The organism is Cupriavidus sp. GW822-FHT03E04, from assembly GCF_058801495.1.
This window is the reverse complement of the sequence record NZ_JBXANI010000015.1, coordinates 89975-114497: the sequence shown is the minus strand read 5'-3', so window position 1 is coordinate 114497 and position 24523 is coordinate 89975. Positions and strand designations below refer to the sequence as shown.

At 65.9% G+C, this 24523-nt stretch carries 25 protein-coding genes; 12 read left to right on the top strand and 13 right to left on the bottom strand.

The window, feature by feature from the left end:
• Positions 1-7: 7 nt before the first annotated feature.
• From AC1RQC_RS22680 to AC1RQC_RS22660, 5 genes are all read right to left on the bottom strand, one after another.
• Positions 8-970, bottom strand: coding sequence for an alpha/beta hydrolase fold domain-containing protein (locus AC1RQC_RS22680; protein WP_492370813.1), 963 nt, complete (start codon positions 968-970; stop codon positions 8-10).
• A 177-nt stretch (positions 971-1147) separates the two neighbouring features.
• Positions 1148-1612, bottom strand: coding sequence for an HU family DNA-binding protein (locus AC1RQC_RS22675; protein ID WP_492370814.1), 465 nt, complete (start codon positions 1610-1612; stop codon positions 1148-1150).
• A 346-nt stretch (positions 1613-1958) separates the two neighbouring features.
• Positions 1959-3641 carry a class I adenylate-forming enzyme family protein gene (locus AC1RQC_RS22670; RefSeq protein ID WP_416052525.1) on the bottom strand — a complete coding sequence of 561 codons (1683 nt, stop codon included), beginning with the start codon at positions 3639-3641 and terminating at the stop codon, positions 1959-1961.
• Between the two features lie 132 nt (positions 3642-3773).
• Positions 3774-4736, bottom strand: coding sequence for a cyclase family protein (locus tag AC1RQC_RS22665; RefSeq protein WP_492370815.1), 963 nt, complete (start codon positions 4734-4736; stop codon positions 3774-3776).
• A 188-nt stretch (positions 4737-4924) separates the two neighbouring features.
• Positions 4925-5167: a hypothetical protein gene (locus AC1RQC_RS22660; RefSeq protein ID WP_416052523.1), complete on the bottom strand. Its 243-nt coding sequence runs from the start codon at positions 5165-5167 to the stop codon at positions 4925-4927.
• 141 nt (positions 5168-5308) lie between these two features.
• Here AC1RQC_RS22660 and AC1RQC_RS22655 point away from each other — a divergent pair, with 141 nt between their 5' ends.
• From AC1RQC_RS22655 to AC1RQC_RS22645, 3 genes are read left to right on the top strand one after another with little or no spacing between them, the layout of a single operon-like run.
• A complete protein-coding gene (locus tag AC1RQC_RS22655) occupies positions 5309-5701 on the top strand; it encodes a PepSY domain-containing protein (RefSeq protein ID WP_492370816.1) in 393 nt (130 codons plus the stop codon).
• A gap of 6 nt (positions 5702-5707) precedes the next feature.
• Complete coding sequence (locus AC1RQC_RS22650) at positions 5708-6409, top strand: response regulator (RefSeq protein ID WP_492370817.1); 702 nt, start codon at positions 5708-5710, stop codon at positions 6407-6409.
• Positions 6410-6412: 3 nt separating this feature from the next.
• A complete protein-coding gene (locus AC1RQC_RS22645) occupies positions 6413-7741 on the top strand; it encodes a sensor histidine kinase (RefSeq protein ID WP_492370818.1) in 1329 nt (442 codons plus the stop codon).
• 59 nt (positions 7742-7800) lie between these two features.
• On the opposite strand, the gene AC1RQC_RS22640 is transcribed toward AC1RQC_RS22645, so the two are convergent.
• On the bottom strand, positions 7801-8820 hold the full coding sequence (locus AC1RQC_RS22640) for a DUF1338 domain-containing protein (RefSeq protein ID WP_492370819.1): 1020 nt from the start codon (positions 8818-8820) through the stop codon (positions 7801-7803).
• 134 nt (positions 8821-8954) lie between these two features.
• Between AC1RQC_RS22640 and AC1RQC_RS22635 the strand changes: the two genes are divergently transcribed.
• Positions 8955-9866: a LysR substrate-binding domain-containing protein gene (locus AC1RQC_RS22635; protein ID WP_492370820.1), complete on the top strand. Its 912-nt coding sequence runs from the start codon at positions 8955-8957 to the stop codon at positions 9864-9866.
• A gap of 19 nt (positions 9867-9885) precedes the next feature.
• Here the strand turns inward: AC1RQC_RS22635 and AC1RQC_RS22630 are convergent, their stop codons facing one another.
• Entirely contained in the window at positions 9886-10383 is a 498-nt protein-coding gene (locus AC1RQC_RS22630; RefSeq protein WP_309409184.1) for an Mpo1 family 2-hydroxy fatty acid dioxygenase, read from the bottom strand.
• A gap of 160 nt (positions 10384-10543) precedes the next feature.
• On the opposite strand from AC1RQC_RS22630, the gene AC1RQC_RS22625 reads away from it, so the two are divergent.
• Together AC1RQC_RS22625 and AC1RQC_RS22620 are read left to right on the top strand one after the other, a co-directional pair.
• A complete protein-coding gene (locus AC1RQC_RS22625) occupies positions 10544-11254 on the top strand; it encodes a Crp/Fnr family transcriptional regulator (RefSeq protein WP_492370821.1) in 711 nt (236 codons plus the stop codon).
• 62 nt (positions 11255-11316) lie between these two features.
• Positions 11317-12174: an arylamine N-acetyltransferase family protein gene (locus AC1RQC_RS22620; protein WP_492370822.1), complete on the top strand. Its 858-nt coding sequence runs from the start codon at positions 11317-11319 to the stop codon at positions 12172-12174.
• 9 nt (positions 12175-12183) lie between these two features.
• On the opposite strand, the gene AC1RQC_RS22615 is transcribed toward AC1RQC_RS22620, so the two are convergent.
• Positions 12184-12957 carry a TraB/GumN family protein gene (locus AC1RQC_RS22615; protein WP_492370823.1) on the bottom strand — a complete coding sequence of 258 codons (774 nt, stop codon included), beginning with the start codon at positions 12955-12957 and terminating at the stop codon, positions 12184-12186.
• Positions 12958-13298: 341 nt separating this feature from the next.
• Here AC1RQC_RS22615 and AC1RQC_RS22610 point away from each other — a divergent pair, with 341 nt between their 5' ends.
• The 3 genes from AC1RQC_RS22610 (at position 13299) to AC1RQC_RS22600 (ending at position 17001) form a co-directional block, all read left to right on the top strand.
• Positions 13299-14063, top strand: coding sequence for an SDR family oxidoreductase (locus AC1RQC_RS22610; protein WP_492370824.1), 765 nt, complete (start codon positions 13299-13301; stop codon positions 14061-14063).
• Between the two features lie 200 nt (positions 14064-14263).
• Positions 14264-16006 (top strand): class I adenylate-forming enzyme family protein, encoded by a 1743-nt coding sequence (locus tag AC1RQC_RS22605; protein WP_492884703.1) that lies wholly within the window; start codon positions 14264-14266, stop codon positions 16004-16006.
• A gap of 137 nt (positions 16007-16143) precedes the next feature.
• Positions 16144-17001: an acid phosphatase gene (locus AC1RQC_RS22600; protein WP_492370826.1), complete on the top strand. Its 858-nt coding sequence runs from the start codon at positions 16144-16146 to the stop codon at positions 16999-17001.
• Positions 17002-17049: 48 nt separating this feature from the next.
• On the opposite strand, the gene AC1RQC_RS22595 is transcribed toward AC1RQC_RS22600, so the two are convergent.
• The 4 genes from AC1RQC_RS22595 to AC1RQC_RS22580 form a co-directional block, all read right to left on the bottom strand.
• Positions 17050-17808 (bottom strand): SDR family oxidoreductase, encoded by a 759-nt coding sequence (locus AC1RQC_RS22595; protein WP_492370827.1) that lies wholly within the window; start codon positions 17806-17808, stop codon positions 17050-17052.
• A 68-nt stretch (positions 17809-17876) separates the two neighbouring features.
• Positions 17877-18383: a CreA family protein gene (locus AC1RQC_RS22590; protein ID WP_492370959.1), complete on the bottom strand. Its 507-nt coding sequence runs from the start codon at positions 18381-18383 to the stop codon at positions 17877-17879.
• A gap of 16 nt (positions 18384-18399) precedes the next feature.
• Positions 18400-18885, bottom strand: coding sequence for an acyl-CoA thioesterase (locus AC1RQC_RS22585; protein ID WP_043355051.1), 486 nt, complete (start codon positions 18883-18885; stop codon positions 18400-18402).
• Positions 18886-19076: 191 nt separating this feature from the next.
• Positions 19077-19358 (bottom strand): HU family DNA-binding protein, encoded by a 282-nt coding sequence (locus AC1RQC_RS22580; RefSeq protein ID WP_017226623.1) that lies wholly within the window; start codon positions 19356-19358, stop codon positions 19077-19079.
• 610 nt (positions 19359-19968) lie between these two features.
• Here AC1RQC_RS22580 and AC1RQC_RS22575 point away from each other — a divergent pair.
• A complete protein-coding gene (locus AC1RQC_RS22575) occupies positions 19969-21171 on the top strand; it encodes an ammonium transporter (RefSeq protein WP_492370828.1) in 1203 nt (400 codons plus the stop codon).
• A gap of 228 nt (positions 21172-21399) precedes the next feature.
• Positions 21400-22230 carry a mechanosensitive ion channel family protein gene (locus tag AC1RQC_RS22570; RefSeq protein ID WP_492807313.1) on the top strand — a complete coding sequence of 277 codons (831 nt, stop codon included), beginning with the start codon at positions 21400-21402 and terminating at the stop codon, positions 22228-22230.
• Positions 22231-22303: 73 nt separating this feature from the next.
• On the opposite strand, the gene AC1RQC_RS22565 is transcribed toward AC1RQC_RS22570, so the two are convergent.
• Positions 22304-23524, bottom strand: coding sequence for a Bcr/CflA family multidrug efflux MFS transporter (locus tag AC1RQC_RS22565; protein ID WP_492370830.1), 1221 nt, complete (start codon positions 23522-23524; stop codon positions 22304-22306).
• Positions 23525-23911: 387 nt separating this feature from the next.
• On the opposite strand from AC1RQC_RS22565, the gene AC1RQC_RS22560 reads away from it, so the two are divergent.
• The gene (locus AC1RQC_RS22560; RefSeq protein ID WP_492884701.1) at positions 23912-24493 is read left to right on the top strand and encodes a hypothetical protein; all 582 of its coding nucleotides are present in this window, start codon (positions 23912-23914) and stop codon (positions 24491-24493) included.
• Positions 24494-24523 lie beyond the last annotated feature (30 nt).

Below are 24523 nucleotides of genomic sequence, written 5' to 3'. Positions count from 1 at the left end.
TTCCTTGTTACATCGGCTGATACCCGGTTGCAGCGCCCTGCCCGGCGCGCGCCTCCGGCTGCCGCTGCGGGGCTTCATCGGCCTGCACCGCGGCGACGATCTGCGCGAAGGCGGCATTGGATTCCGGCATTGGCAACAGCATCCACACGTGGAACATGCCCTCGTATTCGTAATAGCGCAGCGGCAAGCCCTGTTCCTGCGCAAGCGCGCGATAAGCGCGGCAGTCCGGCAACAGGACGTCGTGGGTGCCGATGAAAAGCGTGACCGGAGGCAAGCCGCGCAGGCTGCCGTAGATGGGGCTGACCTGTGCAAGCGTGACGGGATCGCCGCCGGCATAGACGCGCCCGCACTCGATGCCGCCGAGCTTCGACAACATCGGATCAAGTGGTTCGAGCACATCGATGGCCGGGTTGCTGCCAGTGGCGTCCAGGAACGGCGACAGCAAGACCAGGCGGCCAGGCAGCGCGCGTCCCGTATCCCGGGCCACTTGCGCCAGCGCGAGCGCCATGCCGCCGCCGGCGGAGTCGCCCATGACGGTCAGGCTGGCGGGTGGATTGCCGCGGACCAACTGGTCGTAGAGCGGCAGCAGTCCGGCAAAGACCTCACGATGGGTATGCTCGGGCGCCAGCGGATAGATCGGCACGGTCACCGTGGCGCCGAGCGCATCCACCAGCTTGCCGATGAAGTCCCAGTGCTGGCTGACGATATCGAAGACGTAGCCGCCGCCATGGAGATAGAGGATTTGCCTGCCGCTGTCGTTGCCCCGCGGGCGCACGGTGTAGACCTCGACGCCGGCCACAGGTTCCATGCTCACCGCATGGCGCGCCAGCAAGCGCGCCGTGGGATTCGCGCGGCCGATCTTGCGGCGGCGGCGAATTTCCTCGTGCAGCGCCTGCGCGCTGGAAAAACGCTGTTTGCGCCGGACCAGGCGCAAGGCAAGCCGCCACAGGCGGCACTGGATGCTAGGCATGACGATCTCCCGGAATGGTGCGCCGGCTTCATTGGCGGCCGGCTGAGGAACTACGGAAACGACCAAAACAGCGGGGAAAGCGGGAAAAGCTGGAGCTACGGGCACGGCTGCACATTCGCCGGATACAAAAAAGGAGCCGGCTAGCGGCTCCTTTTCAAGCTGGAAACAGGGCCCCTATCAGGCGGCAGCTGCGTCTTTCAGCTTCTTCAGCGGGCGTACCTTGACCTTGACGCTGGCCGGCTTGGCCGGGAACCAACGCTCTTCACCGGAGAACGGGTCCTTGCCGAAGCGCTTCTTCTTGGCCGGTACTTGCTGAGCCGTGACCTTCATCAGGCCGGGCAGCGTGAATTCGCCGGCGCCCTTCTTGTGCAGCGCGCTGACGATGGTGTTTTCCAGATGGGCCAGCACCGTCTTCACGGCCTTGGCGTCCAGCTGGGTCTGTGCTACCAGGTGAGCGACCAGGCTCGACTTGTTGAAGGTGTCCTTCAGCGGGCGCGGGGTCACCGCGGTAGCCGGAGCAGCCTTCTTGGCCGGCGCGGCCTTCTTGGCAGCAGCCTTTACGGGAGCGGCTTTGGTTGCCGGTGCCTTCTTGGCAGCGGTCTTGGTTGCAGTCTTCGCGGTCGGATTCGCTTTGGTCGCCATATCGATAAATATGAGTTGAACAGAATGATGTCGCACGGGATGTGGCATCCGATGTCGCTCGACGCTTCGTCGATCGACTATCGGCGTGCGGCATCGACTGAATCATAGCGGAAACAACGCAACGTCAAGGGGTTTTCGTGTGTGCGAGTGTAAAAACCGGGGTTTTCCCCGGGGTTTTTTGAGGTTTTGTCTCGCGCGGCCTGCCGTTGTGTCGCGCGGACGCAGCAGTGGATGCGTCCACGGACTCTATATACAAGGGGTAAACGCGTGATTTTGTCTTTTTTGCCACGCCGGATGCCGCGCGCGCGCCGACGATTTCAGCCGCTTTCTTGCGCGCACGGCCCCCTCAGCCGCGCAGCTCTCGCCGCAGGATCTTGCCCGTGACCGTCTTCGGCAACTCGTCGATGATCTCCACCACGCGCGGGTATTTATAGGCTGCCATGCGCTCCTTGCACCAGGCCAGCAGCGCTTCCGGCGTGACGCTGGCCTGCGGTTTCAGGCTGACCACGGCCTTCACTGTCTCGCCGCGATAGGCGTCCGGGATGCCCACCACGGCCGCCTCGCGCACCGCGGGATGCGTATACAAGACGTCTTCCACCTCGCGCGGCCAGACCTTGTAGCCGGCGGCGACGATCATGTCCTTCTTGCGGTCGACGAGGTAGAACCAGCCTTGCGCGTCCATGAATCCAACATCGCCGGTGTGGAAATAGCCGCCCGCCATGGCCTTTGCCGTCTCTTCCGGCTTGTTCCAGTAGCCCGGCACGATCATCGGCCCGCGCGAAATGATCTCGCCGACCTCGCCCACCGGCACTGGCGCGCCCGCATCGTCGCCGATGAAGGAGTCAACGTTGAAGGCGGGAACGCCGATCGCCAGCGTGCCGGAGGCCGGGTCCACCGGCGCCTCCCGGCCCAGCGGCACCACGTGGGTGGGCGAGTTGGTCTCGGTCAGCCCGTAGCCGTTGTGGATATAGTGCCCAAACTTGGCGCGGAACTGCTCCACCACGCTCGGCGGGATCGGTGCGCCGCCCGAGTAGATCTTGCGCAGCGTGGCGAAATGCGCGCGCGTCGCCTCGGGATGGTTCATCAGCGCGATGAAGACCGTGATCGAGCCAATGGTGAACTCGACCCGCCGGTCGCGGATGGCCTCCAGAACCACGCCCGGCTCGAAACGGCAGGCCAGCACCAGCGGCGCGGCGCAGATGAACGCCGCAGCCACGTGACCCACCAGTCCGGTGATATGGAACAGCGGCGCCACGCCCAGGATCGGGCCGCCCTGCGCCAAGCCGATCCAGTCGCGGTACACCTGCGCATTGAAAGCAACATTGCCATGGGTGTTCATCGCGCCCTTGGGCACGCCGGTGGTGCCGGAGGTGTACACCAGCATCGCGATATCGTCTGCCGCGAGCTTGACCGGCGCTGGGCGCTGGCCCAGGTACTCTTGCACCAGCGCCAGCAGATCGGGCACGCCCTCGGCGGGCTGGCGCCGAGTTGCGGCAAACAGGCGCGGATCGGCGCGCGTCTGGAAATCCAGCTCGGACGTGGTGATCACCGCAGGCAGCGCAAGGGGCGCGGCAGCGTCGCCCTGGCCGCGCCGCTCGGCGTCGAACAGCCCGCTCACCACATCGGCGTAGAGCGATTCGTGGCAGATCAGGACTTTCGCGCCGGAGTCGGCCAGCACCAGGCGCAGTTCGCGTGCGCGGTTCATCGGGTTGACCGGCACCGCGATGGCGCCGAGCTTCCACGCGGCAACCAGCCCGATGACGAACTGCGGCACGTTCTGCAGGTACAGCGCAACCCGCTCGCCGCGCGTGCAGCCGCGCGATGATAGCGCTACCGCCAGCGCGTCTGAGAGCGCATCCACCTCGGCATAGCTGAGCGTGGCGTCAAAGTAGTGGATTGCCGGACTGGCCGGCGCGCGGTCCGCGGCGGCCCGGAAAATGGACAATGCGTCGGTAAATTGCGGGGTGATGGTGTGCGGCTGGCCGGCGTTGTAGCTGGAGAGCCAGGGCTTCTCTTCATAGGGCGTCATGAGGCACCTCGATAGGCACGGCGGGTAGTGTCAAGCATAGCGCTTGGTCGAAACGAAGCTGGCGCCGCACAGTGCAAGAGGCCATTGAGGCTTCTCCACCGGACGGCGCCGAGGTCAGGCTTTTTGCCTGGCTTACTTGATGACCACCGGGTTGACCGGTGCGCCGCTGCCGTTCACTACCTTGAGCGGTGCTGCCGTATACAGGAAGGTCCACTGCTGGTCGTCCGCGCAGTCCGCGGCGAGCGGGTCCAGCTGGGCGATCTCGGTCAGGGCGACGCCCAGGTTGCGCATCAGCGCATTGTGCAGCGGCAAGGCAACGCCCGAGACCGGGTCCACCGTCACCTCGTTGGCAATCGTGTCGGTGACGAGATTGGGGATCTCCATGCGATGGAACCACTCGACCAGTTCCGGGCTGTAGGTCAGGCCCGGCTCGACGAACTCACGATAAAACTCAGCCTGGTCGCGCTTGTAGAAGGAGCCGATCCAGCCGGTGCGGATCACCAGGATGTCGTGCTTCTCGATGCGCACGCCCTGCATCTCGGCGGCGGCGAGCAAGTCAAGATGGGTGAAAGTCTCGCCCGGGGCGAGCACGTCCTTGCCGCGGTGGCGCGCCATGTCGATCAGCACGCCACGCCCGACCACGCCGCGCTCCGCGATTGGCAGGATGCTGGCTTTTTCCAGGCCGCCGATGGTGGATTTGGCATCGTAGCCGTTCCATAGCTGATCGCCGTACCAGACATGGCCGAGCGCGTCGTACTGGGTCGAGCCCTGCAGGTACATGATCATCATGTCGTCGGCGTACTCGGCCTCGCCGGGGAACTTCGGGCCCTTGCCGCAGAGATAATGGCCCTTGTCCATCACGTTGAGGCGGCGCGCCTGCGAACGCCCGGGCCAGACCGGGTCGCCGGCGGGGTTTCCCATCTGGATCTGCAGGGTGAAGGTCTTGCCGGAGCGCACGGAAGCCACGCCGCGCAGCGCCTCCGCCCGGGTGAGATAGTTCAGCGACCCGACCTCGTCATCCGGCCCCCATTTGCCCCAGTTCTTCGGTGCATCGCGCAACAACTCGGCTACCAGCGGGACGTTCTTCGATTCCATGCCATGTCTCCTTTTTGGATTGACCCTGAGGGATCGCACTGTGCCGGTCATGTCCGTGGCGCATGGTTGGCCATGCGCACGGAACATAAATAAGAACGGTCGTGCGTTTTATTGTGGATCGAGTGTAGGACCAGCCGCAGGCGCATGTCCAGGCATGGAAAACCCGCCGAGGGTTTCAGGGGCCAGCTTCAATCGTCCAGCCCGAAGGCCAGCAGTGGCCCGAGCACCAGTGCCCCGAGCACGATCATGGACAGGCCGCTGTCCATGTGCTTCCATTCATGCAGCACGGCCCGCGCGTCGACCTGCGCCCAGAACAGGGACACAACGCCCAACAGGACGACGATCACCGCCGCGGCCAGCGCGATCCCGTCGCGCGTGGCGCGGCGGTGGATTTCGGAAGGGCTATCATTCGAGATGCGCACGCCTTGCATGGCCAGACTCCTGGAAAACTGTGACGATGACGATCAATGCAATGGCGCCCATTGTCGTGATCCCTGCCTGAACCCATGCTGAGCGCGCCATTCAGCTTGCGTTCAGGCAAGGCACGGCAGACTGCTTCGCTCCATCAAGGCTTGCTCACAACCGTATTGCCCCGCTCGCTCACGCCATTGCCTTCGTTCCGCACCGCATCCCTGCCTCGCGCTCTGCTGCCGCTGCTAGCCGCCTTGCCGCTGCTGCTGGCGGCCCCGGCGCCCGCCCATGCCGACAAGGACGCCGACCGCGCCCGCGCCGCCGTCCAGTCGGGCGAGATCCTGCCGCTCACGCGCATCCTGGAGGCGGTGTCGGCGCAGTACACGGGCGACGTGATCGGCGTCAAGCTCGACCGCGACGATGGCGTCTGGCAGTACGAAGTCAAGCTGCTGCTGGCAAGCGGCTCGGTGGCCAAGCTCGAATACGACGCCAAGACCGCCACCCTGCTCAAAGCCAAGGGGCGCGATCTTGAGCAAGCCCGCAAGAAACCCTGATCCCCCATGCGCATCCTCCTGGTAGAAGACGAGGCCGTGCTGGCCGCCCAGATCCGCGCCAGCCTGGTCAGCGCGGGGTACGCGGTCGATACCGCCGCGCACGGCATCGATGCCTGGCACCTGGGCGCCGAAGAGCCCTACGATGCCGTGGTGCTCGACCTTGGCCTGCCCGGGCTCGACGGACTCTCCGTGCTGCGCCGCTGGCGCGCGGCGCAGGTGAACCTGCCGGTGCTGATCCTGACCGCGCGCGACAGCTGGACCGACAAGGTGGAAGGCATCGATGCCGGGGCCGACGACTATCTCGCCAAGCCCTTTCGCATGGAGGAGTTGCTGGCCCGCATCCGCGCGCTGATCCGCCGCGCCCATGGCATGTCCGCGCCCGAGCTGGCCTGCGGCCCGGTGCGCCTGAACGCGCGCACGGGCGTGGCGACCGTCGACGGCGCCGCGGTGGTGCTGACCGCCCATGAGTTCAAGGTGCTGGATTACCTGATGCACCACCCGGGCGCGATCATCAGCAAGGCCGTGCTGACCGAGCACATCTATGCGCAGGATTTCGACCGCGACAGCAACACCATCGAAGTCTTCATCGGCCGGCTGCGGCGCAAACTCGGCGTGGACGTCATCGAGACCGTGCGCGGACAGGGCTACCGCCTGCGCCCGCCGGCGTCTGCCGAAGCCCCCGCAATCTCTACAAACGCCGCCAACTGACCCATGCGCCAGTCATTAGCCATCCGCCTGCTCGCGGTCGCGGCCATCTGGCTGGCCGCCGCGCTCGGCGGCACCGGCTGGCTGCTCTCCACGCTGTTCGCGCGCCACGTCAACGACACCTACGTGCGCCAGCTCGACAATCAGCTCACCAGCCTCGCCGCCGCCCTGGACTGGAGCGCTGACGGCAAGCTCGCCCTGACCCGCGCCCCGGCCGACCCGCGCTTTGAACTACCCTACTCCGGCGCCTACTGGCAGGCGCAGGCACCGGGCGCCACGCTGCGTTCACGCTCGCTCTGGGATGCCGAGATGCCCGCCACGGTGGGCAACAAGGTAGCGGGCAGCCATGCCGAGATCCGGCCCGGGCCCAACGGGCAATCGCTGCTGGTGGTGTCGCGCCCCATCGTGCTGGCGTCGGCCGATACGCCGGTGATGCTGTCGGTGGCGCTGGATCGCACCGAGCTGCGCGCGGCGCGCCAGGCCTTCAACCGGCTGCTGGGCTGGTCGCTCACGGCGCTGGGCGCGGGCCTGCTGCTGGCGGTGGCGGCCCAGGTAAAGTTTGGCCTCGCGCCGCTGGCGCGGCTGCGCCAGGCGCTCGCCACCCTGCAGGCACGCCGCGAGAGCCGCCTGGGAGGCACGTGGCCGTCCGAGGTGGTGCCGCTGGTTACCGAGATCAATACCTTGCTGGCGCGCAACGCCAATGCGCTGGAGCGCTCGCGGCGACAGGCGGCCGATCTCGCGCACGCCGTCAAGACGCCCCTGGCCATCCTCGCCAACGAAGCCGAGCGCCTGCCCGGCGAGGCGGCCCGCGCCGCCGCCAGCCAGGTCGAGGCCATGCGCCGGCAGGTGGACCGCCACCTGGCGCGCGCACGGGCGGCAGGGGCTGCGAGCACGCGCGGGGCGCGCATCGACGCCGGCCCAGCGGCAGGCGAGCTGGCGCGCGCGCTGACCCGCCTGCACAGCGGCCGCGAGATCGATATCCAGGTGGATGGCGACGGGCACTTCGCCGGCGACCGCCAGGACCTGATCGAGATCCTCGGCAACCTGCTCGACAACGCCTGCCAGTGGGCGCGCTCGCGCGTTCGCGTCAAGCTCGTGGAGCGCGGCGGCATGCTTGAGGTCACGGTCGAAGACGACGGGCCGGGCATGCAGGCCGAGGCCCGCGAACTGGCCACAGCACGCTATGGGCGGCTGGATGAGTCCGCTGCGGGCAGCGGACTGGGCCTGGCCATCGTCAGCGAGATGGCGGCCCTTTATGAGGGTGGGCTCGAGCTAGGCAACAGCGAACTGGGCGGATTGCTGGCTCGCCTGCACCTGCCGGCTGGCCAGCCGTAAACCAAAAAAGGCCGGACGAGCCGGCCCCTTCTCTTTCTCCTGCTACCGCATTGCCCGCGTTAGCAGGCCGCCGTCATCTTGAAGATGCCCTGCGCGTTGCCGGCATCGAACGACAGATCCAACGTGCCGCCAGCTGCCTGCGTCGCGGGCACGAAATCGCGCGTGATGAACTCGTAGAACGAGCCCGGCACGCTGCGCTTGACCACGACGCCGTCGGCGCCGACAAACCCGCGCTCCACCGGATCGGCCTTGAATGCCGTCTGCAGGACCCGCCCGGAACGCGACACTTCCACCGAATCCTTGATCGGGCGGCCCAGGCTGCGTTGTGCGTCCGCCACGGCACGCACATCCGCCACGCGGTCGGTGGCGTGGTTGAAGGCATTGCCCTCGGTGGAAATCCAGGCCATCTCGGCCGATTCCTTCAGCAGCAATTCATAGTCGGCCAGCGCCGGCTCGGCATGTTGGCGGGCGAAGCAGGCTGCCAGTTGCGGCACCAGGCGTGCGGCGTCGGCCATCGGCAGGCTCGCATCGCGCTCGAGCAGGGCCAGTTGCGCGACGGCTTCGTCGCCGAGCGGATCGACGGACTTGGACACCACGCGCGACACGGCGGACTGGAAATCGGCACTGAAACGCTCGGGATGCAACTCGCTCAGGAAGTACTGGGCGATGTCGTCAGGCAGGTCGGCATGCGCATAGGAGCGGCCGGTCATGCCGATGCGCTCGAGCGGATAGGTGCCGTTGAGGCGGTAGCCCAGCGGGCCCAGGATACGGGTGAAAGCGATCTCGCCCGAGGGCAGGCTGCCGCAATCCCACTTCACCGTGCGCAGCGCGCCGTGGTCGAACACCACTTGCCCGCCAGCCTGGATCACGTCGCGGGTATAGGCCATGCCGGTCGGCACGCGCTCGAGAATGCCGGCGAACAGCACCATATTGAGCGCCTGCGCCACTTCGGCACGGCTGGCCTGTTCGCTGGTAGAAGACAGCAGTTGCGGGGAAACATTCATCAATTGCAGCAACTCGGCTGCCTGGGTTTCGCCACAAACAGTCTCGAGGAGGCGTTGCAGATTCGGCTTCGTCATGATCAATGCGCTGAAATGTGTTTGTTTTCGGGGGATGGCGGGGGCCGACGGCCTCCGGATGGGGCTTATTGTGCGACTGCGGCAGAGTTCGTACAATTGATAACTTCGCACCAACTTCCTTCCAAAAACGCACTATGCGCAAGGGCATACCCAGCCTCACGGCACTCCAGATGTTCGAGGCCGCGGCGCGGCTGGGCAGCTTTACCCGCGCCGCCGACGAGCTGGCGGTCACGGAGAGCGCGGTTTGCAGGCAGATCGCAGGGCTGGAAGCACGGCTTGGCGTGCCGCTGTTCCACCGCATCCGCAAGCGCATCGTGCTGACGCCTGCTGGCGGGACCTATGCCGAAGAAGTGCGGGAACGGCTCGACCAGATCGAGCAGGTGACGCTGGATGTGATGGCCCAGCGCCCGCGCGGGCGCGCCATCGAGTTGGCCATCGGACCCACCTTTGCCAGCCAGTGGCTGATCCCGCGCCTGCCGCTGCTGGCACGCGCCCTGCCCGATCTCACGTTGCATCTCTCGGCGCGCACCGAGGCATTCGAGCTCAGTGATACCGCGTTCGACGCGGCCATCTATTACGGCGAAGGGCTGTGGCCGGGCACGCAGGGCGAGCGGATCCTGCAGGAAGGCCCGTCGGTGCCGGTGTGCAGCCCCGCCTTGCTGGGGCGCCGCAAGCGCCTGGACCTGGATCAGTTGCTGGAATTGCCGCTGCTGCACCTGAACACCCGCTTGCGCGCATGGAGCGACTGGCTCGCCGCCGCGGGCGCGGCACTGCCGGCGCAGGCTTTGCGTGGCCCGCGCTACGACCTCTACACCATGCTGGCGCAGGCGGCCGCCGCCGGCATCGGCGTGGCGCTGATCCCACGCATTCTGATCACCGAGGAACTGGCGCAGGGGCGGCTGGTGGTGCCGCTAGCCACGCTGCCGGCGGAGACCGACAATCGCAAGGCCTATTACTTCGTCCACCGGCGCGGCCTGCCTCCCGACGACAAGGTCTTGCAACTGCGCGACTGGCTGCTGGAACACGGCGCGGAACACGGCGCTTAGCTGCCGGGCGCGCCGAAGGTCAATGCGCGTGAGCGCTCACGGCCTCGCGGGTGTCCCGCGCCAGGCCCATTGCGAAAGCCACTTCGGCCACCAGGAAGAGCGGCCCGACCAGAAGCCCGGCCAGGTCATCCACAAATGCAGGCTTGCGGCCTTCGTAGTAGTGCCCGATGAACTGGATGAGCCAGCCCGCCACGAAAAGGCCGATGCCCCAAGCCAGCCAGGCGCCGGTGGACAGCGCAGCGATGGCGCCGCCGGCGTAGACGAAGCCAGCCAGGATCACCGTCATCGCCAGCCCGAACCCCGCCGACAGGCGCAGGTAGAACAGGCAGGACAGACCATAAACGACCATCGCCGGCGTCAGGTACGCCGGACCGGCGTCAAGCGGCATGGCCGGGCGGGCCAGCAGTGTGGTCACGGCCAGCACAATCATGGGAATGCCGATGAAATGACTGAACACATTGCGCGCGTCGCGATGATAGGCTGCGTAGTTAGCCAGGTGGTCGATCAGTGTCTTCACAGGGTCTCCTGCCGGGGCGTCGTTGTATCCGCGTATTTGTGTCCGCGTATTTGCAGCCGCGTACTGTGGCTACGCGTTGTGGCCGTATATTAATAGGCATCAAAAAGCCCGTCTGTCCGGTTTTTGACAGTCGGCAAGAGCATCGATCAAGGAGACCATCATGCGCCTGGCAACCCGTGGCCAGCACGAGCCGGCCCTGGATCCGCTGCGCGCCTTGCGCGGCGGGAGCTGGTTTGGCGCCTTGCCGTCGACCATGCAAGACACCCTGCTGCGGGACGCGGCCACGCGCAAGCTGGCGGCCGGCCAGATGCTGTTTACCCGCGGCAACGCCTTTGACGGCATCTACGGCGTGACTGCCGGCACGGTGCAGATCGACAGCCACAGCGAGTCCGGCAAGGCCGCCTTGATCGGCCTGCTGGGGCCGGGCAGCTGGTTTGGCGAGATTTGCCTGTTCGACGGGCTGGCGCGCACGCACGACGCCCATGCCACCAGCGCGGCCACCGTGATGCACCTGCAGCGCGACAAGCTCTACGCGATGCTGTCGGCGCATCCCGAATGGTGGCGCGAGTTCGGCAAGCTGCTCGCCGCCAAGACGCGCGAGGCCCTTCATTATGTGGAAGAGGCGCAGTTGCTGCCGCCGCTGGCGCGCACCGGCCGCCGGCTGGTCGCCATTGCCCAGGCCTATGGCGACATGCCCGGGCTGGAGCGCCGCTCCGTGCATATCCCGCAGGAACAACTCGGGCAGATGCTCGGGCTGTCGCGCCAGACCGTCAACCAGGCCCTGCGCGAGCTCGAAGCGCGCGGGCTGTTGCGGCTGCACTATGCCGACATCGAGTTGATCGACCTGCCGGCCTTGCTGGCGCTGACCTGACAGTGCCGCCCTGCCCGATCCCTTCAGCCTACGCTGGCAGCGCAAACCGAACATCCATCGCCATGACCTATCTAGACGACACCCGCCTGCAAGCCTATCTCAGCCGCATCGGCCACGCGCTGCCGAGCCAGCGGGACCTCGCCACGCTCGACAGCCTGATCGCGGCACAACTGGCGCGGATTCCCTTTGAAAACGTCGACGTGTTGCTGCAGCGCCCGATCAAGATCGGCCTGGACGCGGTGTTCGACAAGCTGGTCACCAACGCGCGCGGCGGCTACTGCTTCGAGCAAAACACCTTGCTTGCCGCCGCGCTGCGTGCGCTTGGCTACGTGGTCACGCCGCTGGCTGCGCGGGTGCGCTGGAACGTGCCGGAAGACGTGCCCGCCATGCAATCGCACATGCTGCTGCGCGTGGAGGCCGCGCATCACAGCTATATCGTGGACGTGGGCTTTGGCGGCCCTACCCCGTATCGCGCCATGGCGCTGCCGCAGGCGGAGCAAGCCGATCCGTCGTTCCCATACCGCCTGTCCTGCGTGGAGACGACAGGTGCGGCCTTTCACGTGTACGATCTGGAGGTCAGGACCGCAAGCGCATGGTTCAAGCTCTACCAGTTCGATCTTTCGCCGCAGCAGGCCATCGATTTCGAGCCACGCAACTGGTACACCTCCACCCACCCCGACAGCCTGTTCCGCAACGCCCTGACCCTGGCGCGCTCGCAAGGCGACACCCGGCTGACGCTGATCAACGGCGACTTTGCCGTGCGCGCGCCCGATGGCAGCGTGCAGCGCCAGCAACTGGACGCGCCGGCTGCCATTGTCCAAGCGCTGAGGGATCGCTTCGGGCTGGCGCTGGACCTTGCCAGCGAGGCGCAATTGGCCCAGCTATTGCCCGTGCTGATCAAGGCGCGCAGCAACAGATAGGCGTGCGCTTTACCAGGGTTCGGGCAGCAGTTCGAGCCCGGCGGCCCCAAGCAGCGCCGGCAGCCCCGCGTCGCCCACCATGTGCAGGGCACCGGCCACGATCAGGGTTGGCACGCGATCCGCGACCAGCGCCTGGATTTTCGGCATCCACTGCTGGTTGCGTGCGTCGACCAGGACCGCCAGCGTGTCCGGCCATTGTGCGCGGCGCCGCGCTAGCAGCGCGCCAAACGGCCCGGCCTGGCCTTGCCGCCACCAGCGCACCATATCCGCCGGCTCCGCAGCGGCCAGTTCCGGCTGCTCGGCAAAGAATGCCAGCATCGATACCTGCTCGGCCAGCGGCACGCACTGCAACATCCGCAGCGCCTCGGTGCCATCCTCCAGCGCATCCGTTGCCCGTCCATCGACAGCGGCGCGCGCCCACAAGAACCGATCGACACCATGCTGTGCCAGGATGCCGTGCCTGGCGGCCACCGCGAACTGCAGATGCATCGCGGCGAACACGGGGCGCAGCCGCTCCAGTTCCGGGCCGGGCAACCCGAAATCCAGCCAAAGCGCCCGCACCTGCGCAAGCGTGGCCGGCTGCAGATGGCGGCTCAGACTATCGCCTTGCGGGAAATACGCCGGCGCGAAGTCAGGCGCCTGGTCCAGCGCCACCTCGAAGACCACCCGCGCCGAAGCGCGGTAGGCGCGCTCCGCGGCCGGCACCAGTGCAGGCAACGGCGCATCCAGCACGTGGATCGCCCCCAGCAGGTAGACCTCGGTATCCTTGATTTGCCAAAGCATGAAACGCTTTCCTCGTCCTTTGTGGCCTGTTGCAGCCTGTTATGACCTGTTCGCCGTTTGTGGGTGCGGACATCATGCCGCCGTCTTGCCGACGTCATGCACCGAATGCATTGCCCACAGAAAATTCTCTGATAAGCCGGGCCGGCTGCCGATTTGCTTGTGGACTGAGCCATGCCTCCCAACCATAATGTACCGGCCGGTAGCACTATGGTACTGACAAGCCCCTGCATGAACCGCTGTGCAGAACACGCCGGGCCGTGCTGCCAAGATGCAGATTCACCAGCGCCTTTTAAAGATCATCTGGTCCCGCCCCGCGAGGACCAGGACACCAGGAGACACGCATGTCATTGTTCGACCTGACCGGCAAGGTTGCCGTCGTCACCGGCTCATCACGCGGCATCGGCCGCGCCATCGCTGAGCAGATGGCGGTGCAAGGAGCCAAAGTGGTGATTTCCTCGCGCAAGGCCGAGGCCTGCCAGGAAGTCGTCGATGCCATCAATGCCAAGCATGGCGCCGGCACCGCGATTGCCGTGCCCGCAAATATCTCCTCCAAGGAAGACCTGCAGCGCCTGGTCGACCAGACCAACGGCACGTTCGGCAAGATCGACGTACTGGTTTGCAACGCGGCGTCCAACCCCTATTACGGCCCGATGAGCGGCGTGACCGACGAACAGTTCCGCAAGGTGCTGGACAACAACGTCATCTCCAACCACTGGCTGATCCAGATGGTGGCCCCGCAGATGCTTGAGCGCAAGGACGGTTCGATCATCATCGTGTCGTCCATCGGCGGCCTGCGCGGCTCGCCCACCATCGGCGTGTACAACGTGTCGAAGGCAGCCGACTTCCAGCTGGCGCGCAACCTTGCGGTGGAGTTCGGCCCGAGCAACGTGCGCGTGAACTGCATCGCCCCTGGCCTGATCCGCACCGATTTCGCCAAGGCGCTCTGGGAGGATCCGGAGCGCTACAAGCTGTCGACGCAAGGCGCGCCCCTGCGCCGCATCGGCGAGCCGGTGGAGATTGCCGGCGCCGCGGTGTTCCTGGCCTCCTCGGCCAGCACCTTCATGACCGGCCAGGCCATGGTGGTGGACGGCGGCGTCACGATCTGAGCCGCCGCGCACCTGCTGTTCCCGTTCCGGGCTCGCTCCAGGGCCAGGGCGCAAAGCCCGATGCCTGAGGCCTGAGCCGGGGCACTTCGTGCCCGCGTGCATTGCCGCCCGCATTTCCGGGCAGGCGCGGCACGCGGGCAAGCTTGCGCGCCGGCATGCCAGAGCGTTGCCCATCCTGCCATGCAGTCAGGGAGGCACCGATGTCGAACAACCCGCAATCCGCTACGACCTGGCCGGCAATCAGCCTGGCCGAGGCCCACGCCCGCCTTACCGCGCCCGGCGCCCCTTTCGAAACCGAAACGCGCGTGATCCGGGGCATTACCACCATCGTCTGGAAAAACGCGCCACCCACGCTGCGCGACCTGTTCCTGCAAGCCCGCACATTGGGCGACAAAACCTTTGTCGTCTATGAGGACGAACGTGTCTCGTACGATGCGTTCGCCCGCGCCGCGCTCACCATCGCGCATGCGCTGATCCGAGATGGCGTGACCAAGGGCGACCGCGTGGCGCTGGCCATGCGCAACCTGCCGGAATGGCCGGCCGTCTTCTACGGCGCCTTGCTGACAGGCGCCATTGTCACGCCGCTCAACGCCTGGTGGACCGGGGCGGAACTGGAGTACGGCCTGGCCGACTCCGGCAGCAAGATCGCCATCGTTGACGATGAACGGCTGGGCCGCATCATTGAGCACCTGCCAGGCTGCCCCGCGCTGGAAAAAATCTACGTCAGCCGCGCCGATGCGCCAGCCAGCGACGCGCGCATCAGCCAGCTGGAGAGCCTGATCGGCACGCCGGACCAATGGGCATCGCTGCCGGAACTGCCGGTACCCGATGTCGCCATCGACGCCGACGACGACGCCACCATTTTCTATACATCAGGCACCACCGGCAAGCCCAAGGGCGCGCTCGGCACCCACCGCAACGCCACCAATGTGGCCGTGGCCGCCGCGTTCAGCCCAATGCGCAATTGCCTGCGCCGCGGCGAGGCGATCCCCGCGCCCGATCCGGCCGCGCCGCAAAAAGGCATGCTGCTGTCGGTGCCGTTCTTCCACGTTACCGGTTGCATGGCGGTGCTCAACGGCGCGCTGGCCAGCGGCACCAAGATCGTGTTGATGCGGCGCTGGGACGCCGTGCGTGCCATGGGCCTGATCGAGCGCGAGCGTTGCACGGCTGCCGGCGGCGTGCCCACCATCGCCTGGCAGATCATCGAGCACCCGGAGCGCGAGCGCTTCGACCTGTCGTCGCTGGAAAACGTCAACTACGGTGGCGCCCCCGCTTCGGCCGAGCTGGTGCGCCGCATCAAGGAAGTGTTCCCGCATTCGGCCCCCGGCATTGGCTGGGGCATGACCGAGACCTCGGCCACCTTCACCAGCCACAGTGCAGAGGAGTATGTGGAGCGTCCCGAAAGCGGCGGCCCGGCCTTGCCCATCGGCGAGATGAAGGTGGTGGACGGGCGCGGACACAGCTTGCCCACCGGCGAGACCGGCGAGCTCATGGTGCGCGGCGCCAATGTGGTGCGCGGCTACTGGAACAAGCCGGAAGCCACCGCGCAAACATTCATCGACGGCTGGCTCAAGACCGGCGACATCGCGCGGCTGGACGAGGAGGGCTTTGTCTATATTGTCGACCGCATGAAGGACATGCTGATCCGCGGCGGCGAGAACATCTACAGCATCGAGGTGGAAAGCGTGCTGTACGATCACCCGGCCATCATGGATGCGGCACTGGTCGGCATTCCCCACCGCACGCTGGGCGAAGAGCCCGCGGCCGTGGTCAGCCTGAAGCCCGGCGCGCAAGCCACCGAGGCGGAGTTGCAGGCGTTCGTGGGCGAGCGGCTGGCGGCCTTCAAGGTGCCGGTGCGGATCGTGTTCTGCCCCGACATGCTGCCGCGCAATGCCAACGGCAAGATCCTGAAGTCGACACTGCGCAAGATGTTCGAAGCCTGAACCCGGGCGCTGGACAAGATCAGGATCACCCAGGCGGCAGTGAACGCGAGCACGGCCGCTTGCTTGCCGTTACCACGCCGGTCCGACGGCGATTACGGGAACAACCAACAGATAACAGATAACAGATGCGGATGCAGATGCAAGCAAATTCATTCACCAGACCTTTCCTGCCCTCCGGCAACCGGCTCGCGGGCTTGTCCATGCTGGGCACTGCCTTGCTCCTCGCGGGCTGTGCCGGCCAGGGCCAGGGCAGCGCCGCTGCGCCGGTGCCGGAGATACGGCCTGGCATTCTCGCCGGCTACCTGCCGGCGGACGCACGGCCCGATAGCCTCGCCCTGGTGCCACCGCCGCCCGCACCCGGCTCCGCGGCGCAAGCCCTGGACGACGAGATCGCGCGCGGCAACCAGGCCCTGCGAGGCACGGCACGCTACCGCCAGGCAGCAGTCGATGCCAACCTGAAATTCCCGCAGGCCGAGGGGATTTTCTCGTGTGCGCTGGATGCGCCGATATCGCAGGAGCAAACCCCCCGGCTCTACCTGCTGCTGCGCCGGACCCTGGCCGATGCGGGACTATCGACGTACGGCGTGAAGGACAAATATACGCGCGCCCGGCCGTTCGTGGTCAACCAGCAGCCGAGTTGCACGCCCGCCGAGGAAGCCATGCTTTCCAAGGACGGCTCCTACCCTTCGGGGCATAACGCCATTGGCTGGGCGTGGGCGTTGATCCTGGCGGAAATCGCGCCGCAACAGTCCAATGTGATCCTGGCGCGCGGGCTGGCCTATGGGCAAAGCCGGCTGGTCTGCAATGTGCATTGGCAAAGCGATGCGACGCAGGGCCGCATCATGGGCGCAGCTACCGTGGCGCGGCTGCATGCAGACCCTACCTTCCTCGCAGATCTTGCGGCAGCCAAAGCGGAGGTTGCGCAAGCCCGTGCCAACGGGCTGCGGCCGGCCGGCGACTGCCGCGCTGAAAGCGAGGCACTGGCGATCAAATAGCGGGAGACGCCTGGCCGGCGCGATGCCGGCCAGACGCTTGCGCCAGGTTCAGCCACGCCCGACGAAGGGCATCTTGGTGGCCATCACGGTCATGAACTGCACATTGGCACCCAGCGGCAGGTTGGCCATGTGCACCACCGAGCTGGCCACATGCGCCACGTCCATCAGCGGCTCCGGCGCGATCTCGCCGTTGGCCTGCGGCACGCCGCGCGCCATGCGCGAAGCCATATCGGTGGCGGCGTTGCCGATATCGATCTGCCCGCAGGCGATGTCAAAGGCGCGGCCATCCAGCGAGAGGCTCTTGGTCAGCCCGGTAATGGCGTGCTTGGTGGCCGTGTATGGCACCGTGTTGGGCCGCGGCGCGTGCGCCGAGATCGAGCCGTTGTTGATGATGCGGCCGCCGCGCGGGCTCTGCGACTTCATCAGCGCGAAGGCCGCGCGCGAGCACAGGAACGCGCCGGTCAGGTTGGTGTCCAGCACGGCCTTCCATTGCGCCACGGAGAGTTCATCGATGGACACCGCCGGCGCATTGATGCCGGCGTTGTTGAACAGCACGTCGAGCCGGCCGAAATGCTCGCGAACCTGGGCGAAGAGCCGCTCCACCGAATCCGGATCGCTGACGTCGCATTGCACCGCCAGCGCCGTATGGCCCTCGGCCTTGGCTTGCGCGGCCAGCGCCTCGAGCGGCTCGGCGGTACGCCCGGCAAACACCACCCGATAGCCTGCCACTAGCAGCGCCTGTGCCACCGCCTTGCCGATGCCGCGGGCCGCGCCCGTTACCAGCGCAACCTTGCCTTGCTCATTCATGCTGTCTTCTCCGGACTGGATTGTTGAATGGATCGTGGATCGTGGATCGTGGATCAGGAAACGGATGCCTACTTGACCGGAATCGGCGTGGCCGCCGCCACCGGCACGGCGGTCACACTATTCTGCGGGCTGCCGGACACGATGCGGTCCGAGTAGGTCAGATAGACCAGGGTGTTGCGCTTGCGGTCGACCGTGCGCACCACGTGCAGAGTCTTGAACAGGATCGACATGCGCTCGGAGAACACATTGTCCTGCTGGCGCAGCGGCCCCTTGAACGTGATCGGCCCTACCTGGCGGCAGGCGATGGAGCTTTCCGGCGGGTCTTCGGCCATGCCCAGCGAGCCCTTGATGCCTCCGGTGCGGGCACGCGACACGTAGCAGGTCACGCCTTCGACCTGCGGATCGTCATAGGCTTCGATCACGACTTTGTCGGAGCCGGTCATGCGGAAATTGGTGCTCACGCTGCCGATCTCCTCGGCATGCGCAGCCGGCGCCAGCAGCGCAAGCGCCGCCAGAAGGCCGGTCAGGGGCCACCGCGGCCCACGGGAAACGCGATGGAAACGCCCGGATGGCATGGCCGTGCCCCCCACCTCAGGACACCGTGCCGGTGATTTCATCGTGCCGTTTTTCCATTTCCTGGCGCAACTGGCGGCGCAGCTGGGCTGCGGCAAAGCGCTGGCGCTCGACTTCGTCGCGGGGCACCAGCGGCGGCACTTCGGCGGGCGCACCGTTGTCGTCCACAGCGACCATGGTGAAGTAGCAGCTGTTGGTATGGCGAACCAGCTTGCTGCGGATATTCTCCGTGATCACCTTGATGCCGATTTCCATGGAGCTGCGGCCGGTGAAATTGACTGCCGCCAGGAACGTCACCAGCTCACCCACGTGGATGGGCTGGCGAAACACGACCTGGTCGACCGACAGCGTGACCACGTAGCGCCCGGCATAGCGGCTGGCACAGGCGTAGGCCACCATGTCGAGGTACTTGAGGATGGTGCCGCCGTGCACATTGCCGGAGAAATTGGCCATGTCCGGCGTCATCAGCACGGTCATGGAAAGCTGGTGGGACAGGTCATTCATGATGAAAATCCGGAATCTGGAAGCGGCCGGGCCGACCCGCGGTGCAGGTCGAAAGGCTGGCGCCGACGATCGGCAGTTTAACCCGGAACGATCGCCCTGCCCTGCCCCCGAGAACGTCAAAAAGCACCCCGGCACCAATAAAAAAGCGGCCCAACGGGCCGCCTTCCTGTTTGCGCCTGGGCGCGGACTACTTATTTCTTCTTGTTCACAGCGTCCTTGAACCCTTGGCCGGCAGAGAACTTGACCGTCTTGGCGGCCGGAATCTTGATGGTCTCGCCAGTACGCGGATTGCGTCCGGTACGTGCGGCGCGCTTGCCGGAGCTGAAGCTGCCGAAGCCCACCAGCGTTACCGAATCACCCTTGGCAACCGCCTTCTTAATGTTGTCCAGAGCGGCATTCAGCGCGCGCTCTGCTGCAGCATTGCTCAGTTCCGCGTCAGCGGCGATGGCAGATACCAGTTCACCTTTATTCATGGCTGATTTCCCTTGTTGGTCGTCTTGATCGGAGTGTCTGCCACGCGGCAAATTACCGATCGGCGCAGTCTAATCCGCGCTTTACGCATTGGGCAATCCCCAGTGGCACCAATGCAACGAAAAAAGCCGCAAATCCTTGAGTCAAGCGCCTTTGCGGGGAATTTACCCTCCTTTTCCGTGCTTTCAAATGCGGCCGGTGAGAGTAATGGTCATTCGAACGCCGGTACACGATGACAGGCGTCGCTTGACGAGGTCAGACCTGCGCTGTGTGCGCCTTGCTGCCGTCAAAAACCGCCCAGATGGCTTGGTCGGCGGTATGCCAATGGATTTGGATGGATGCGCCTCCACGGTCCATCATGGTGCATGAAATCCGTGAGCGTGAGCCCCAAATGGGGGCATTGCCTCATTTTGGCGCAGCCTCCATGTGCCTGGCCTACCCGGCGCATGCTATTCGGCTGCAGGTTATGACTTCTCAATCCGTGCGCCGCCCCCTTCGAGCGCGACAAATCGGTGCAAATCCCACCAACACGGTGCAGATCCCGGCCTGCGATGCCCCAGACTGGTACGCTTTTTGCGTACGTGTGCTCCCATTTTGCGCATAGAGGATTGTATGGACAAATGGAAGAGCGGCACCGATGCCCTGTTCATCTTGCTAGGGGCGATCATGGTGCTCGCCATGCACGCGGGCTTTGCGTTCCTGGAGCTGGGCACGGTGCGCAAGAAGAACCAGGTCAACGCACTGGTCAAGATATTGGTGGATTTTGCGGTTTCCACGATCGCCTATTTCTTTATTGGCTACACCGTGGCCTATGGGGTCGAGTTCTTCACCAGCGCCCATGCACTGGCGGAAAGAAGCGGCTATGAGCTGGTGAAATTCTTTTTCCTGGCAACGTTTGCCGCCGCCATACCGGCGATCATTTCTGGCGGCATTGCCGAGCGCTCGCGCTTCAATCCGCAACTGGTGGCCACCTTCGTGCTGGTGGGCCTGGTCTACCCCTTCTTCGAGGGCATCGTCTGGAATAACCGCTTTGGCGTGCAGGACTGGATCGCCTCGGTCGCGGGAGCGCCGTTCCACGACTTCGCCGGCTCCGTCGTGGTCCACGCCATGGGCGGCTGGATCGCGCTTCCCGCCATCTTGTTGCTGGGCGCGCGCCGCGGCCGCTACCAGAAAGACGGCCGCATCAGCGCGCACCCGCCCTCGAACATCCCGTTCCTGGCGCTGGGCGCATGGGTACTGGCGGTAGGCTGGTTCGGTTTCAATGTCATGAGCGCGCAAACCGTCGACAAGATCAGCGGGCTGGTGGCCATCAACTCCCTGATGGCCATGGCCGGCGGCACGCTGGCCGCCTGGGCGGCCGGCCGCAACGACCCCGGCTTTGCCTACAACGGCCCGCTGGCCGGGCTGGTGGCGGTCTGCGCCGGATCCGACCTGATGCACCCGCTGGGCGCGCTGGTCACGGGTGCCATCGCCGGCGCGCTGTTCGTCTACCTGTTCACGCTGGCCCAGAACAAGTGGCATATCGATGATGTGCTGGGCGTCTGGCCGCTGCACGGGCTGTGCGGCGCATGGGGCGGCATTGCCGCCGGCATCTTTGGCAGCCAGGCGCTCGGTGGCATTGGCGGTGTTTCGCTCGGCGCGCAGTGCCTCGGCACCCTCCTTGGCATCGCGATCGCCCTGGTGGGTGGCACCGTGGTTTACGGCACGCTCAAGAAGGTCGTGGGCATCCGGCTGGACGCTGAATCGGAATACAACGGCGCGGACCTGTCACTGCATCGCATCTCCGCCACGCCGGAGCGCGAAACCAACTGGTAAGGCACGGTGCAAAGGGAATTGCGCCCTTGCGCCACGCCCCCTCACCTGCGACCCATGCCCGCGAGTGGCGCCCTGCGCCCTTTGCGGCCATTTTGTGCTTGAACTTCCGCTCGCCGCGTAGCAATAATGCGTTGCCCACCTTCGCGCCCCGCCGCCGATGCGCCCCGGGCATCCGCTGCTTGATATTCGTTGCCTGTATACCTGCCGAGCCAGCAAGGGAGAAACGCGATGGATGCTACAACGCTGCAGAAGTATCAGGATGTCGTCGTCGCCTATGCGACGGAAGTCGGGTTCAAGGTTCTCGCCGCCCTCGTCTTCTGGGTGATTGGCCGGTGGCTGATCCATGTCGTGGTGCGCATGGTGCAGGGGTCCCTGACCAAGCAAAAGGTCGACCCGACCTTGCTGCGCTATGTCGGTTCCATCGTCACGGTGACCCTGAATATCGTGCTGATCATCGGGATCCTGGGTTACTTCGGCATCCAGACCACCAGCTTTGCCGCACTGATCGCGGCGGCCGGCATCGCCATCGGCATGGCGTGGTCGGGGTTGATGTCCAACTTCGCGGCAGGCGCCTTCCTGGTGGTGCTGCGGCCCTTCAAGGTTGGGGATTTCGTCACGGTAGGCGGGATCACCGGCACCGTCAGGGAGATCGGCCTGTTTGCCACCACGCTGGACACGCCCGACAATGTCCTCACCGTGGTCGGCAACAATAAGATCTTTGCGGACACAATCCAGAACTTCAGCGCCAACCCGTACCGCCGGGTCGAGCTCAAGGCCCAGCTAGCCGGCAGCACGGACGTGGCGGCGGCCGCCACCCTGCTAAGGGAGCGGCTGGCCGCGCTGCCCAACGTTCTGGCCGAGCCGCCGCCCGACGTCGAGATTATCGAGTTCACCCTGGTAGGCCCGGTGCTTGCGGTACGTCCGTACTGCCATACCGACCATTACTGGCAGGTGTATTTCGACAGCAACCGCGTGATCCGCGAGAGCTTTGGCGAGGCCGGCTTCGCCGCGCCAATGCCAGCCCAACTGGTGGTGCTGCAAAACGGCGCGGCCGCTTAACCGTGTATCGATGGGATGGCGCGGCCACGCTGAGCCAGGCCGCCCCGCTATCGCAGCGGCATCGGAGCCCGGATCATTCGGCGCCGTGCACTGTCGCGCCTGAACGGCCGAAGGCCCGCATCAGCACGGCGCCGGTACCGCAAACGCCCATGACCACCGCCAGCGGCAACGCGCTGCCGTCCCGCCAGAAGCTGACGGCAGCGCCGGCCAGGGTACCCAGGGAGAATTGCAGCGTTCCCATCAATGCGGAAGCGGTGCCGGCACGATGGCCCTGCTGGTCCATGGCCAGTGCCGAGGCGTTCGGCAGGATGCAGCCGAGGCTGGCGATGAACACAAAGAAGCCCGTCAGCAGCACCGGCAGCGGCGCCAGGCCGGCGAGCACGGCCGCGGCCAGGACAAGGCCGGCCAGGCACGGCGCAAGCAGCGCGCCGCGCAGGACGTGGTCCAGCGTGCGGTTGCGCACCAGGCGCGCGTTGAGCTGCGACATGCCGATCAGGCCCAATGCGTTGGCGCCGAACACGAAGCCGTAATGGGAGGGATCGATGCCATGCAACTCGATCAGCACGAACGGCGACCCCGCAATGTATGCAAACATGCCCGCCTGCGCGCAGCCGGCCGACAGCGAATAGCCGACAAAACCCCGGTCTCGCAGCAGCTCGCCGTAGTTCGAGAGCACGCGGCCCAGGCGCAACGGCATGGCGCTGGCGTGGTCGAGCGATTCCTCCATGTAGCGGTGGACCACCCACAGGATCAGCAGGCTCGCACCGCACAACAACCAGAAGATGGCGCGCCAGCCGAATGCCGCCAGCACGGCGCCCCCGATGATGGGCGCCAGGATCGGCGCCAGGCCCATCACCAGCATCAGCGAGGAGAAGGCGCGCGCGGATTCATGGGCCTCCAGCCGGTCGCGAATGACGGCGCGCGCCATCACCATGCCCGCGCAGCCACCCAGGGCCTGCAGGAAACGCCACAGCATCAGCGCATCGACGTCACTCGCGAGCGCGCACCCGGCCGCGGCCAGCGCGTAGGCCAGCAGGCCGACATACAGCGGCGGCTTGCGGCCAAAGCGGTCGCTGATCGGGCCATAGAATGCCTGCCCCACCGCCAACCCGACCAGGAACGTCCCCAACGTGAGCTGCACGCGGCCGATATCGACCCCGAGATCCCCGGCCAGCGCCGGGAAACTCGGCAGGTACATGTCAATGGAAAGCGGCGCCAGCGCGGTAAGCGAAGCGCATACCAGGAGCCAAAGCGGAAAGCGCCCGGATTGTGGGGCGCGGGTGGAGCGGGTCATCGAAACTTCCTGAGGAACAACTAGGCAGCCGGCACGGCCACCGGCGCCCAATGCGTCAACCGGCTAGCGGCGTAGCGGCACGGGAGCGGCTAAAGACGTAATTGTTGCATAGCGTAACAAGCCGCGCACTCGGCACGCCGCGCGGCGATGATGCAAGCGCACGTCCGACCGGACGCGTGCAACTGTGATGACGGGCCTGGCGATACCGCGGCATTGCGGTAATTTCGGGCCTCGCTTCGCCGCGGAGTGGAGGAGTGCGTGGCTATCAACGGCAGCGACGCCAAGGGTACAATGCCAGCCTGTCGGCCGCCTGGGGCGGACGATCACGCAGCCCGACGCACCGCGGGAACCCACCCGATGGTGCGGTTCCCGGCAACGTTTTCCTGCATGAGAACAAGATACAAACTGCTTTCTGTCTGTTTTGCCCTGGCCGCCGGCGCGGCTAGTTTGCCGTGGGCGCAGCGCGCGCATGCGGCACCGGCTCCAGCCAGGGCCGCCGCCTCTGCGCCTGCCCCCGTGGTGGTGAACGAGGCCGATGCCCTGGCGCAAATGCTCAAGGGCGCTGCCACGGGCCAGAATACCGGCGCGGCAGGCGTGCCTGAATTGCTGCGCAATACCGCCCGCCCCGACAACATATTGTCGCGCGCTTGCCGCCAGCTCAACGACGCCCTGCCCATCGAGATCGATGGCGAGACGCGCTTGCGCCGCTGCCAGTCGGTCCCTGGCAAACATATCCTGTTCCAGTTGGAGCTGACCAAGTACCGAGGCCCCATGCTGGACCTCGCCAGCTTCGAGCTCAGCTACGCCGCGCCGCTGCAGCGCAATATCTGCGCGAACCGGGACGTTGAAATCCTGACCAAGCTGGGCATCAGCATGATGTTCCGCTACATGACGCGCAACGAGCGCGGCGAGCGTCGCGTTGGCGACGTCTACATCAACGCGCCCATCTGCTCCTCGGCACTGCGCTAGACCCTGCCAACCCCATTTGGCATTCCTGCC